Here is a 12,748-nt window from a genome sequence, read left to right as displayed (position 1 = left end):
GCCCGGCCTCGTAGGTGACCGCCGCCGGACCCGGCAGGCCACGCACCCACTCGATCACGGTGTCGGTCGTGGGTACCAGCCGCTTCTTGATCAACTCGCCCGTGACGCCGTCGATCGCCGCCGCGGACACCGATCGTGCGTGCACGTCCAGCCCGACGCTCGTACGCTCCACACCCATCGGGGCCTCCCACACATGTCGGATAGGCCGGGCAGGGGCTCCTCCCCGGTAACCCACGTTTCTGGTGTGGAAGGCCCCGACCCGCAACCGCTCCCCACGGGATCGGTCGGGTCATACCGTCTGATCAGCCGGCCGCGGCGGCCCGGAGCAGCTCCACCTGCGGGGAGCCCAGCACCCGCACGCGCCGGCCGGCCAGCGCCGCGGCGTCGAGGTGGTCGCGCAGGAGCTCGAGGGCGGCACCGGAGAACGCGGTCACCGAGCCGGCGTCGATGCCGTCGATCCGGGCCGGCTCCCGGCCGTAGCGGCGCAGGAACTCCTCGACCACCGGGCCGTCGACCGCGCCGGCCAGGACCAGCACCCGGCCGCCGGCGGTGTTGAGCAGCCGCACGATCCCGGAGGCGGTCGTCGTCCGGGGCGGGGCGGCGCTCACCCGGACAGTGTCGCCCGCGGCCGGGGCCGGCGCAGACCTGTCGGTCGCCCGGGTGAGACTGCGGGGGTGCACCGGGTTCTCCTCGTCCGCCGTGGTGGTGGGGCGGTGGAGGCACGGGAGGACGCGGGTGGTGCCACCGGAGCTACCCGGGTGCCGGCGGAGGAGCTCCCCGCCTTCGTCCGCGGGCGGGAGCGGACCGCGGTGCGCTGGGTGTGGGACGACACCACCCGCTGGTACCCGGCGCTGCTGGCGTCCGGCGTCCGGGTGGAGCGCTGCTGGGACCTGAGGCTGGCCCACGCCGTCCTCCGTCGGTCGCCCTTCGTGGACCAGGACCTGCTCGTCGGCGGCGACACCCCGGGGTGGGACGCACTCGCCCCGGTGACCACCCCCGACGCGGCGCTGTTCCCCCTGGACGATCCGGCCGACCGGCTCGACCCGGTGGCCGAGCACGCCCGCCAGCGGGCGGCCATGACGGCGGCGACGGACCCCGGGCGGCTCGGACTGCTGCTGGCCGCCGAGTCCTCGGGTGCGCTGGTGGCAGCGGAGATGACGCACGCGGGGCTGCCGTGGCGGGCCGACGTGCACGCCGGTCTGCTGACCGGGCTGCTGGGTCCACGCCCGCCGGCGGGGCACCGGCCGGCGGCCCTCGAGCGGCTGCTGCCGCAGATCCGGGGTGCCCTGCGCGCGCCCACGCTCAACCCGGACTCGCCCGGCGAGCTGCTGCGGGCTCTCCGGGCCGCCGGGCTGCCGGTGACCGACACCCGCTCGTGGACGCTGCAGGAGCTCGACCACCCGGGCATCCCGCCGCTGCTGGAGTACCGGAAGCTGTCCCGGCTGCTGCAGGCCAACGGCTGGAACTGGCTGGACACCTGGGTCCGCGACTGCCGGTTCCGGTCGGTCTTCCTCCCCGGCGGCGTCGTGACCGGTCGCTGGGCGGCCACCGGCGGGGGAGCCCTCTCCGTCCCGGCGCAGGTGCGGCCCGCGGCGGTCGCGGACGAGGGCTGGCGGTTCGTCGTCGCCGACGTCGCCCAGCTCGAGCCCCGGGTCCTCGCAGGCATGAGCGGGGACGCCGCCATGGCGGAGGCGGCGCGGTCGCGGGATCTCTACCAGGGCATGGTCACCGGCGGGGCGGTGGCCACCCGGGCCGAGGCCAAGCTCGGCATCCTCGGTGCGATGTACGGCGGCACCCGGGGGGAGAGCGGGCGCATGATGCCCCGGCTGGCCCGCCGCTATCCCCGGGCCATCGGGCTGGTCGAGGAGGCGGCCCGCGCCGGTGAGCGCGGCGAGGTGGTGCGCACCCTGCTCGGCCGGGGCTCGCCGTCACCGGGCGGGGGCGGCGGTGACCCGGAGGGGCCGGGGGAGCCGGGAACCCCATCCGGGTCGCCCGAGGACCGCGACCGGAGGCGTCGTGCCTGGGGCCGGTTCACCCGGAACTTCGTGGTGCAGGGCACCGGTGCGGAGTGGGCGCTGTGCTGGCTGGCCGATCTGCGCAACCGGCTCTGGCGGCTGGGCGGGACGGGCCCGCTGGAGCAGCGCCCGCACCTGGTGTTCTTCCTGCACGACGAGGTGGTGGTGCACACCCCCGAACACCTGGCCGGCGCGGTGGACGAGGAGGTGCGCGCCGCGGCGGCCGAGGCCGGCCGGCTGCTCTTCGGGGCCTTCCCCATCGACTTCCCGCTCGACGTGGCGGTGGTCAGCTCCTGGGCGGACGCCGGGTGAGCAGGCCGCCCCGGGAGCTGGCCCGCGTCACCGGAGGCCCACGACGTTCCGCTCGAACCAGGCGTTGCCGAACGCACCCCGCGGGTCGAGCCGGGCGGCGAGCCGGAGGAAGTCCGCATGCCGGGGGTACAGCGGGGCGATGGTGCCCGCGTCCGCGCGGAACACCTTGCCCCAGTGCGGCCGCGCCCCGAAGGGTGCCAGGGCCTCCTCGAGGGCGACGAGGACGCCGGCGACCGCGTCCGGCTCCGGCTTCCAGGTGAAGTGCAGGGCCACGCTCGCCCGGTCGTACGCCGTGCTCATCCACAGCCGGTCGGCGGCGATCGTCCGGATCTCGCAGGTCAGCAGGAGGGGCCGGATCCGCCCCGCGAGCGAGCGCACCGCCTCCAGCGCGGCCACCGCGTCTCCGGAGCCGACCAGGTACTCCGACTGCAGCTCGTCGCCCGCGCTCGGCGTGAACCCCATGCGGAAGTGCGGCAGCCGGTCCGACCACAGGCCCGGCCGGCCGAGCTGCGGGTTGCACGGTGTCGGGTCCAGACCGATGACGGGATTGCGGTCCACGGCGGCGGGCGTGGCGCCGAACAGGTCTCCCTCGGGGGGCGCCCCCTGCCCGGTCCGGGACTTGACCCAGACCAGGTCGACGTCCTCGCCCCAGAGGGTGAACAGGCTGACGCTGTACCCGCCGGCGGTGATCGCGTCGAGGTTCGCGGAGAGGGAGTCCCAGGCCAGGTGCTCGTACACCCGCTGCTCCACCTCGTACGCGGGCTCGACGTCGAGCGTCAGCCGGGTGACCGCGCCGAGGGCGCCGAGGCCGACGACCATCCCCTCGAAGTCCGCGTCCCCGCGGGACGCGCGGACGATCTCCCCGTCCGACGTCACCATCTCCAGGGCCGCGACGGCCGTGGCCAGGTTGCCGTTGGCGACGCCGGAGCCGTGGGTCGCCGTCGCCACGGCGCCCGCCACGGAGATGTGCGGGAGCGAGGCGAGATTGTGCAGCGCCACGCCCTCGTCGCGGAGCACGTCGGCCAGCTCGCCGTAGCGGACGCCGCCGCCGAGGGTGACGGTCCCGTGCGCGGCGTCGACCTCGATCCCGGCGAGCGGGGTGGCCGCGCTCTGCACCGCCTCGAGCGACAGCAGCTCGGTGGAGTCGGCGATGTCGGTGAAGGAGTGCCGCGAGCCCAGGACGCGGATGCGCTCCGCCGCCGACACGATCTCCTGCACCTGCTCCAGGGACGTCGGCCGGTGCAGCCGTTCGGCCCGGTACACGTGGTTGCCGGCCCAGTTCGTTCCCACGGTCATCGCTCAGGTCCCGCAGTAGGTCCGGTAGGCGCCGAAGTCCGCCGGCGCCGGCGCGGCGTACCGCTCGAGGCCGGGCCGCTCGTCGTACGGCGCGGTCACCGCGTCGAGCAGCCGGCCGAGCGGGCCGAGGTCCCCGCCGGTGGCCGCGTCGAGCGCCTCCTCGACCAGGTGGTTGCGCGGGATGTAGACGGGGTTGACGCGGTCCATCGCCGCGGCGTCCGGCTCCAGCGCGAGCCACCGCTGCAGCCAGCCGTCGAACGCGGCGAGGTCGAGCACCAGGTTGCGCGCGGGTTCGGCCTCGCCGCGCGCGGCCCGGCCGAGGGCGCGGAAGAACGAGGTCAGGTCGACGTGGCCCAGCTGGAGCTGGGCGAGCAGGTCATCGACCAGCGGGGCGGCGACGTCGTCGGCCAGGCCCTCGGGCAGCCCCAGCTTGGCCCGCATGCCGGCCGACCAGGCGGCGTCGTAGGCCGGCCGGAAGGTTCTCAGCGACTCCACGGCGAGCGCGACCGCGCGGTCCTGGTCGTCGGAGATCAGCGGGAGCAGCGTCTCGGCGAACCGCGCGAGGTTCCACTCGGCGGCCAGGGGCTGGTTGCGGTAGCGGTAGCGCCCGCCGGAGTCGATCGAGCTGTAGACCGCGTCGGCGTCGTAGGCGTCGACGAACGCGCAGGGCCCGTAGTCGATCGTCTCCCCGGAGATCGTCATGTTGTCGGTGTTCATGACGCCGTGCACGAACCCCACCGTCATCCACCGGGCGACCAGCGACGCCTGGGCGGCGGCGACCCCCTCGAAGAGGGCCAGGTAGGGCTGCTCGGCGGCCGCGGCGGCCGGGTGGTGCCGGGCGATGGCGTGGTCGGCCAGGCGCCGCAGCAGGTCGGCGTCGCCGGTCGCCCGGGCGTACTGGAAGCTCCCCACCCGCAGGTGGCTGCTCGCGACCCGGGCGAGGACGGCGCCGGGCAGCAGGGTCTCGCGGCGGACGGGGCGGCCGGTCGCCACCACGGCCAGCGCGCGGGTCGTCGGGATGCCGAGGGCGTGCATCGCCTGGCTGAGCACGTACTCGCGCAGCATCGGGCCGACGGCGGCCAGCCCGTCGCCACCGCGGGCGAACGGGGTGCGCCCCGACCCCTTGAGGTGCAGGTCGCGCAGCTGCCCGTCGGCGGTGAGCTCGCCGAGCAGCAGCGCCCGGCCGTCGCCGAGGCGGGGGGAGTACCCGCCGAACTGGTGCCCGGCGTAGGCCTGGGCCACCGGGGTGGCGCCGTCGGGGACGAGATCGCCGACCAGGAACCGCACCCCGTCGGTCCCGCGCAGCCATGCGGGGTCCAGCCCCAGCTCGGCGGCCAGGGACTCGTCGAGGACGAGCAGCCGCGGATCGGGTGCCGGCTCCGCCCGCCAGGGGAGCGCCAGTTCCGGCAGCTCGCGGGCGAAGCGGTCGTCCAGGGCGACGGGGGACGGCGGGGCGATGCTCACCCCGTCCAGGCTACGAGGGCGGCGGCGACCGGGCAGCTCAGCCGGTGCCCTCCTGGTCGGCCCAGCCCTCCATGGCCTCGGCCCGGAACTGGGCGAGGAACTGGTCGCGGGTGATGCCCCGCCGCTCGGCCTCCCGCTCGCAGAGCATCGCGATGACCAGCGACGACTGACGGACGACGTCGGCCCGCGTGTCCTCGTCCAGGGCGGCGAGCACCCGGGTCCAGGCGGCCCAGTCGCCGTCGCCGGCGGCCTCGGCCATCTCCAGCACGATGCCGAACCGGCGCAGCGACTCCAGGTTCGCCATCAGAGCTCGGCACGGAGGATCGCGGCCGCCTCGGCCAGCGCGCGCATCTTGCCCGCCGCCGACGCCCTGGGGAGGTACTTCAGCCCGCAGTCGCTGGAGAGCATCAGGTGCTCCACGTCGACGGAGTCGAGGGCCCGCCGCACCCGGTCGGCGATCGTCCCCGGCGACTCCACCTCCGGCGTCGACAGGTCGAGTACCCCCAGCGCGATGCCCTTCCCCCGCAGGGGCCGGAGCGTCGCCGGGTCCAGGTGCGACTGCGCCGTCTCGACCGAGACCGCGTCGGCCGGGGTGTCGGCCAGCTCCGGGAGGAACGAGTAGCCCTCCGGGCGCTCGGCCACCATGGCGGCGTAGCCGAAGCAGAGGTGCACGTGCACCGGTCCGGCGGCGCCGGTGAGCGCCCGCGTCACCGCCTCGGCCCCGTACTTCCGGGCGACGTCCGGGCGGGCCTGCAGCCACGGCTCGTCGATCTGCACGATGTCGGCCCCCGCGGCGAACAGGTCGGCGATCTCCTCGCGCACGACGTCGGCGTAGGCCAGCGCGAGCTCCCGGTCGTCGGCGTAGTGGTCGTTCTGCGCCTGCTGGGCCATGGTGAACGGCCCGGGGACGGTGATCTTGACGGCGCGGTCGGTGTGCCCGCGGAGGAACCGGACGTCGTCGGCCTGCACCGGCGCCGGCCGGCGGATCACACCGGTCACCCGCGGCACCGGGATGTCGATGCCCGAGCGGTTGCGCACGGTGCCCGGGGAGTCGAGGTCGAGGCCCTCGAGCGCGGTGGCGAAGTGGTTGGAGTAGGACTCCCGGCGGATCTCGCCGTCGGTGACGACGTCCAGCCCGGCCTCCTCCTGGCTGCGCAGGGCCACCAGCGTGGCGTCGTCCTGGGCTTCGCGCAGCAGTTCCGCCGGGACGCGCCACAGCTCCGCGGCGCGCACGCGCGGCGGGAACTGGTGGCCGAGCCGGTCGCGATCGATCAGCCAGTTGGGCTGGGGGAGGCTCCCGACGACCATCGTGGGCAGCGGCGGCAGCGACGTCATCGGCCTGGGCATGCCCGCAAGGTAGCGCGCCGCGCCGAGGGCCGATCCGGGTGGCTCAGCGTCCGGCGGGCACGTCGAGGGCCAGGTCGGCGAGCCTCAGCTCGGCGTACCGGAACTCGCCGTCCGGGAGGTGCCAGACGGCCGCGCCGGCGGTGGGGCGGGGACGCCCGTCGACGACGTCCCAGGCCGGCACCGGCGTGCTCCACGGGGCGCGGACGAGCCCGCCGGGCAGGTCGGCGTAGCGGTCGTCGGTGCGGAAGTCCCGCGGCCTGCCGACGTCGTCCAGCACGACGTCGGCGCCCACCGTGCGTCCGGCGTCGGACACCGAGACGCGGAAGCCGTCGTCGCCCGCCGGCTCCCACGCGACCCGCGGGGTCAGGAGCATGCCGGGAGCCAGCAGGACGGCGTCGTTCAACCAGGTGACCAGCTCACTGGTGTCGAACTCCGGACCGGAGCCGTCGGCGACGGTCACCAGGTTGAGCAGTTTGCCGAGCATCCGCCCGGTGCCGTACCGGTAGGTGTCCCATCCCCACATGGGCACGACCCGGGCGAACACCAGCCGCATGCGGAACAGGCGGGCCACCTCGATCGCGGAGTTGTACTGCCAGGCGTCGCACGGCATCCAGGGCTGGTCCGGGCCGCGGCGGAACCGGCCGGTGAAGTGCGCCCGGAGCGACCAGGTGCGCGGGCGGCCCACGACGCCCATCGCCCGCAGGTAGCGGGCGGCCGCCGGGGGCAGCCCCGCGAGATCGGCCTCGGTGACCGATGCAGTACCGACGGGCGCGGCCGGCAGCCGGGCGTTCCCGATCGTGCGGGTGAAGGCCCTCGGCGGCCGGACGGCCGCTCTGCGCTCAGGCACCGGCGGGCCCGGCGGCGCCGGCGACCGCGAGCCGCGCATCGGGGAGGGCGCGCAGCAGGCGGGCGAGCAGCCGCCCGCCGATCACACCGAGCACCCCGAAGCCGGCGATCGGCCCGACGACCTGGGGCGCCGTGAAGGAGACCCCCGCCGCGGCCTGCAGCGCGGTGCCCAGCGTGATCGTGGGCAGCAGCAGCACGATGGTCACCAGCAGCGGTGCCGCCAGCAGGTAGCCGAGCGGCTCCCGCCGGTGCACCAGGAGCCCGGCGAGCGCGGCTGCGGGGGCGACCACGCCGAGGTCGAGGGTGTAGGTGACCGGAGTCGTGTAGACGTCGAGCAGGTCGGGGGTGGTGTTCCGCAGCAGCGCGGTGAGCACCGGCTGCAGCCAGACGACGGCGGTCACGGCCGCGGAGACGAACAGGAACCGGCAGAGCGTCCGGTGCGGCACGTCCGGGTCGGCGACGACGGCGGCCAGCGCGGTGCGATCGACCGCGGCCAGGGCGGCGACGAAGCCGAACAGCGTCGTCGACAGCAGCGTCACGTAGGCCAGGTACAGCGGGTTGTAGGCCACCCCGAACGCGTAGCTGGCGTAGACGTAGAGGAGGTAGCCGAGCGTTCCGGCGAGCAGCACCGAGCCGCGCGGCGACCCCCGGCGGTGGCTCACCCAGGCCGCGACGAGCAGCGGTACGCCGAACGCGGCCACCACCGCGTCCACCGCGGTGTTGCCGGCGGCGGTGAACACGGTGTCGTACCGGTACAGGCCGTCCCCGGCCAGCTGCGCGGTCTGACCGCGCGGGGTCACGACCGGCACCGGGCGCCCCGCCGGACGCCACGCCAGGCCCACGGCGGCGACACCTGCCGAGACCGCGGCGATCAGGCCGGGTAGCCGGTGCAGTGTCCCGCGCACGTGTGCCTCCCTCGTCGTCGGGCTGCGGTCGGGGACAACAGCATCGCCGGGCCCCAGCCCGAGGACCCCGGTCGGAGGGCCGTCGGACGAGGGACCTCCGACCCCGGTGGGGCGGAGGGCTCTGCGGCGACGCTGGAAGCCCACGTCGAGCGGAACCGGGGGGCACCATGCGCGAGACAGCACCGTTCCCGGAGGCGGGAGGGCAACGGGCTGAGGTCCTGGCCTTCGCGCCGCCCTACGAGCGGGACGGGGCGGCGGTCATCACCGCCACGGCCGCGCGCAGTCACACGGCCACGAACGGCAGCGCTGACGGGTTCGACGCCCGGATGGCCGGGGCCCGCCCGATGGGCGCCTTCGTCGTCCGGGACGGCCGCGTCCGGTGGCACCCGGTGATCGACCTGACGAGGGTGATCACCACCGCCGAGCTCGTCGTGGGCGGCGTGCTCGTCGCCCGGCGGCTCGCGGCCCGGCCGAGCGCCGCGAAGGCACGGGTGACGATGGGACCTGGCGGCTGGGTGAGCATGAAGGGCGGCGTCATGGCCGTGCGCCCCGCGGAGCGCGGCTGGCGGAGGAAGCGGTCAGCCGCGGCGCCGGCCGGTGCGCCGGCCCGCCGCCCGTGGTGGGCCCGACTGCTCGCCGCCACCACCCTGGAGTCGATCCTCGGCTGATCCTCCGGCGACGCGCACGGGATCCACGCCGTCGAGGGTGCCGCGCGTCGAGAGCACCGCGAAGCGGGCGAAGAGCTCCTCGGCGTACCAGCCCTCCCGCCCGGTGCGCGCGAGGACCGCCGCATGGGGGGCGCGGTCGTAGGCGAACCGGTTCAGCGCGGCCGAGGAGTCCCAGACGCTGAAGGTGCCCTGCAGGCCGATCGGCGCCTCGCCGATGCCCAGTGCCAGGCGCAGCCCCGGTGCCCGGTGGAGGTCTGCCGAGACGGGCGGGACCGCCGCCCAGAACCGCGCCGCCCGGTGGAGCACCAGGCGGGCCCGGGTCACCGCCGCGACCGGGCCCTCGTGGGTGGCCGGTGCGGGACGGCCGAAGGGTTCCTGCCCCGACCACCGGCCGCGGGCCGAGAGCGGGCGCAGCCGGGCCGTCCACTCCTCATCGGCGAATCGCCGCCATCCGCCCACGACGGCACCCCCGTCGAAGGCCGCTGCGGCGGCGTCCTCCTCCCAGGTGGCCAGGAGGCCCCAGCGCCGCGGATCGGCGTCCAGCGGTGTGAAGGTGCGGCCGCTGCCCGTCCCCAGCAGCTTGGCGAAGCGCAGCCCCGGGGTGCGCCACAGTCGCCTGCGGTCGGCGGCCATGTGCCAGACCGCCCGCGGGACGGTGGCGCCCCGGACGCCCCAGAGGTGCACGGTGACGATCACGACGGCGATGCTCCCGGACCGGGGCGCCCCCGGGGCTCAGGAGGGGCGCCGGCCCCAGCGGAAGTAGGCCAGGGGCCCGAAGAAGTTGATCGCGATCAGGAGCGCCCAGCGGGTCTTGCTGCCGTTCACCTGCGCGGCCGGCCGCGTCGCCAGGTCCGCCCAGGCCGTCGCGGCGAGGGACAGCTGGACCGAGGCCAGCGTGAGGACGGCCGTCTGCTGGCGCCCGGTCAGGTCGCTCCATCGTCGTCGCGTCATGCGCTCATCCTCCGTGTCCTCCCCGGAACCGGCGTGCCAGGCCTGCGTAGAGCACGGCCTGGGGCACGTTGGCGAACCAGTAGGGCGGGGCGATCGCCGGGCTGATGCCGACGACGAACACGGTGGCCGCCCACAGGCCCGCCTCCTGGTGTCGCCGGCTCAGCAGCAGGGTCGCCACGCCCGCTTCCGCGACGGCGGTTCCGCCGACCACCCACGGGGCCACCGGCACGAGGCGGCGCAGCACCGCGCGATAGGGCGGGAGCCACGCGCCGTCGCGGCACCACTCCAGGAAGGGCGTCGCGTGGCGCAGCGTCCCGACGGCGTTCCCGGCCGCGCAGGCGACGAAGAAGACGCCGGCCGCCCGGGTGCCGAACCGGACGGCCCGGGGGACCGGCGCGGCCCGGGGGACCGGCGCGGCCCGGGGGACCGGCGCGGCCCGGGGGGCCCGCGCAACCGTTCGGGTCACCCCGCCCGCCCGTTCCCGCGGGCCGCCTCGAGCAGGACGCTGCGCTCCGCGGCCGCCAGGGCTCGCCGGGTCGCGGGGACCGCCGCCGGCTCCACGGAGACCGAGGTGATCCCGGCCCGGACCAGGTGCTCGACGAAGGCCGGGCGCTGCGACGGCGCCTGCCCGCACAGCGACGACGGGACGCCCATCCGGCGGGCGGTGGCGATCACCTGGTCGATGACGGCGAGCACGGCCGGGTCGGCCTCGTCGAACAGCTCGGCGAGGTCGGCGGAGTCGCGGTCCACCCCGAGCACCAGCTGGGTCAGGTCGTTGCTGCCGATGGACACCCCGTCCACGCCCAGCCCGATGTACTCCGGCAGCCAGTGCGCCACCGAGGGCACCTCCGCCATCACCCAGCGGCGCAGCCCGCGCTGCCGGCCGAGGGGCGAGTCGTCGACCAGCGCCAGGCAGGCCTCCAGCTCCCACTTCGTGCGGACGAACGGGATCATCAGGCCCACACCGGGGAACTCCTCCCGCACCCGGGCCAGGGCGGCGAGCTCGAGCCGGAAGAACGACGGGTCCGAGACGTACCGGTAGCAGCCGCGGTAGCCGATCATCGGGTTGTCCTCGACCGGCTCGAAGTCCTCGCCGCCGGCCAGCCCGCGGAACTCGTTGCTCCGCAGGTCCGCGGCCCGGTAGGTCACCGGTCGAGGGGAGAAGGCCCGGGCGATCGTGCCGATCGAGTCGGCCAGGTCCGTGACGACCTGCTCGGAGTCCCCGGCAGCGATCAAGGAGGAGGGATGGCGGCCGCGCAGTGCCCGGGTCAGGAGCAGCTCGGCCCGGAGGAGCCCGACGCCGTCGACCGGCAGCGCCGCGACGGCGTCCGCCTGGGCGGGGTCGGCGAGGTTGACGTGCAGTCCGGTGCCGATCGTCTCGACCGCCGCGGGAGCGGTGTCCGGCCCGCCGACCTGGACGGTGGCGACCGGCCCCGGGGTGGTCTCCCGGCGCCCGGCCCAGATCCGACCGGTGTTGCCGTCGACGGTCACCTCCTCGCCGTCGGTCAGGGTGCGGGTCCCGTTCCGCGTCCCGACGACGGCCGGGACGCCGAGCTCACGGGCCACGATGGCCGCGTGGCAGGTGACGCCGCCGTGGTCGGTGACCAGGGCCGCGGCACGGCGCACCGCAGGCATCCAGTCGGGATTGGTGAGCGGAGCCACCAGGACCTCGCCGTCGACCATCCGGACACCTTCCGACGGCGAGTGCAGGACCCGCACCCGCCCTGTGGCCCGTCCCGGCGAGGCCGCCAGCCCGCGGAGCAGGGGCTCCGACGTCTCGGAGGCGGGCGCCGCTGCGGCAGGTGCGGACTCCCCGCCGGCGAGCAGGGTGGTGATGGGGCGCGTCTGGACGAGCGACAGCGTGCCGCCGGTGAGGACCCACTCCACGTCCTGCGGGCAGCCGTAGTGCTCCTGGACCCGCAGCACCAGCGCCGCGATCCGCTCGGCCTCCTCCCGGCTGAGCACCGGTCCGGCCTCGCCCTCGCCGATCGGCAGGACCCGGTCGCCCCCGCCCGGGGCGGCCACGATCTTCTGGTTCTGGGTGCCCCGGTGCGCGTCGAGCAGCCGCGGGCCGGCGGCGTCGAGCACGTACGTGTCGGGCTCCGTCCGGCCGCTCACGACCACCTCGCCCTGGCCCCAGGCGGCCTCCACCATCACCCGGTCGCGCCGCCCGCTGACCGGGTCGGCGGTGAACGCGACGCCGGCCTTCTCCGCCGGGGCCATCAGCTGGACGACGACGGCGATGTCGGGGAGGTCGTCCTTGCCGTGCTCGGCCCGGTAGGCGACGACCCGCGGGGTGAACGCCGACGCCCAGCACTCGGTCACGGCGTCGAGGAGCGGCTCCGCGCCTCGGACGTTGGTGAAGGTGGCGTTCATCCCGGCGTAGGAGGTGTCGGCGCTGTCCTCGCCCACGGCCGACGAGCGCACCGCGACAGCGGCGTCCGGGCCCAGCAGCGCGTACTCCGCGCGGATGCCCTCGGCGACGTCGGCGGGCATGCCCGCCTGACGGATGCTCGCCTGCAGCCGCTGGCAGGCGGTGGCGAGCCGGTCCTCCGTCGCGCCGGAGGCCCGCTCCCGTGCCGCGGCGAGGGCCGCCTCGTTCAGCTCGACGACCGCGGCGCGCACGGGGTCGAGCGCGCGCCGGAACGACGCGGCCAGGACGACGAAGCCACCGGGCACCGGGAAGCCGGCGCCGGCCATCTCGCCGAGGTTGGCCCCCTTGCCGCCCGCCCGGTCGACGTCCGCCGTTCCCAGACCGTCCAGCCGGGCGACGTACTCGGGGGCGCCGGGCGGCGACGCGTCGCTGTCCAGGGCCGGGGAGCGGGGGCTCGGGGTGGGCCGCGTGGTGGTGTCGGTCATCGGTGCTCCTCGGTCGGGTGGCGATCAGGGTGCGCGGTGCGGCCGGCCCGCACCCGGGCCGCGGGTCCCGGGGGTGGGGCGACCT

General features: G+C 76.0%; 13 protein-coding genes. 2 read left to right on the top strand and 11 right to left on the bottom strand.

The genetic code is table 11. The features are described from left to right. Nucleotides 1-302 precede the first annotated feature (302 nt). Complete coding sequence (locus tag BM142_RS10280) at nt 303-608, bottom strand: hypothetical protein (RefSeq protein WP_092197151.1); 306 nt, start codon at nt 606-608, stop codon at nt 303-305. 66 nt (nt 609-674) lie between these two features. Here BM142_RS10280 and BM142_RS10275 point away from each other — a divergent pair, with 66 nt between their 5' ends. Continuing rightward, nucleotides 675-2,327, top strand: a complete 1,653-nt coding sequence (locus tag BM142_RS10275) for a bifunctional 3'-5' exonuclease/DNA polymerase (RefSeq protein ID WP_092197039.1) — start codon at nt 675-677, stop codon at nt 2,325-2,327. Nucleotides 2,328-2,354: 27 nt separating this feature from the next. On the opposite strand, the gene BM142_RS10270 is transcribed toward BM142_RS10275, so the two are convergent. Genes BM142_RS10270 through BM142_RS10245 form a run of 6 tightly spaced genes read right to left on the bottom strand, consistent with a single transcriptional unit; the run spans nt 2,355 to nt 8,185 of the window. Then, nucleotides 2,355-3,623 (bottom strand): FAD-binding protein, encoded by a 1,269-nt coding sequence (locus BM142_RS10270; RefSeq protein WP_092197036.1) that lies wholly within the window; start codon nt 3,621-3,623, stop codon nt 2,355-2,357. Between the two features lie 3 nt (nt 3,624-3,626). After that, nucleotides 3,627-5,087 (bottom strand): protein adenylyltransferase SelO, encoded by a 1,461-nt coding sequence (locus BM142_RS10265; RefSeq protein ID WP_092197032.1) that lies wholly within the window; start codon nt 5,085-5,087, stop codon nt 3,627-3,629. Nucleotides 5,088-5,124: 37 nt separating this feature from the next. After that, on the bottom strand, nt 5,125-5,391 hold the full coding sequence (locus tag BM142_RS10260; protein ID WP_092197029.1) for a hypothetical protein: 267 nt from the start codon (nt 5,389-5,391) through the stop codon (nt 5,125-5,127). Beyond that, entirely contained in the window at nt 5,391-6,434 is a 1,044-nt protein-coding gene (locus BM142_RS10255; RefSeq protein ID WP_092197026.1) for a uroporphyrinogen decarboxylase family protein, read from the bottom strand. Before BM142_RS10255 ends, BM142_RS10260 begins: the two co-directional genes overlap by 1 nt. A 43-nt stretch (nt 6,435-6,477) precedes the next feature. Then, a complete protein-coding gene (locus BM142_RS10250) occupies nt 6,478-7,281 on the bottom strand; it encodes a DUF6544 family protein (protein ID WP_139228834.1) in 804 nt (267 codons plus the stop codon). Next, nucleotides 7,274-8,185: a hypothetical protein gene (locus BM142_RS10245; RefSeq protein WP_092197020.1), complete on the bottom strand. Its 912-nt coding sequence runs from the start codon at nt 8,183-8,185 to the stop codon at nt 7,274-7,276. The genes BM142_RS10250 and BM142_RS10245 overlap by 8 nt, the downstream gene beginning before the upstream one ends. A 167-nt stretch (nt 8,186-8,352) precedes the next feature. On the opposite strand from BM142_RS10245, the gene BM142_RS24155 reads away from it, so the two are divergent. Next, the gene (locus BM142_RS24155) at nt 8,353-8,853 is read left to right on the top strand and encodes a type 2 periplasmic-binding domain-containing protein (RefSeq protein ID WP_139228833.1); all 501 of its coding nucleotides are present in this window, start codon (nt 8,353-8,355) and stop codon (nt 8,851-8,853) included. On the opposite strand, the gene BM142_RS10235 is transcribed toward BM142_RS24155, so the two are convergent. The 4 genes from BM142_RS10235 to ppsA are packed head-to-tail and all read right to left on the bottom strand — an operon-like array spanning nt 8,764 to nt 12,663. Further along, nucleotides 8,764-9,549, bottom strand: coding sequence for a monooxygenase (locus BM142_RS10235; protein WP_217640662.1), 786 nt, complete (start codon nt 9,547-9,549; stop codon nt 8,764-8,766). The genes BM142_RS24155 and BM142_RS10235 overlap by 90 nt on opposite strands. Nucleotides 9,550-9,585: 36 nt before the next feature. Next, on the bottom strand, nt 9,586-9,804 hold the full coding sequence (locus tag BM142_RS10230; protein ID WP_092197014.1) for a PLDc N-terminal domain-containing protein: 219 nt from the start codon (nt 9,802-9,804) through the stop codon (nt 9,586-9,588). 4 nt (nt 9,805-9,808) lie between these two features. Next, on the bottom strand, nt 9,809-10,270 hold the full coding sequence (locus BM142_RS10225) for a hypothetical protein (protein ID WP_092197011.1): 462 nt from the start codon (nt 10,268-10,270) through the stop codon (nt 9,809-9,811). Continuing rightward, a complete protein-coding gene (gene ppsA / locus BM142_RS10220) occupies nt 10,267-12,663 on the bottom strand; it encodes a phosphoenolpyruvate synthase (protein ID WP_092197008.1) in 2,397 nt (798 codons plus the stop codon). The genes BM142_RS10225 and ppsA overlap by 4 nt, the downstream gene beginning before the upstream one ends. Between the last annotated feature and the right edge of the window lie 85 nt (nt 12,664-12,748).

It is taken from the genome of Blastococcus tunisiensis (assembly GCF_900112815.1).
Lineage (GTDB): Bacteria > Actinomycetota > Actinomycetes > Mycobacteriales > Geodermatophilaceae > Blastococcus_B > Blastococcus_B tunisiensis.
Note: the sequence above shows the minus strand (reverse complement) of the source record. Positions and strands in the feature narration are given on the sequence as shown.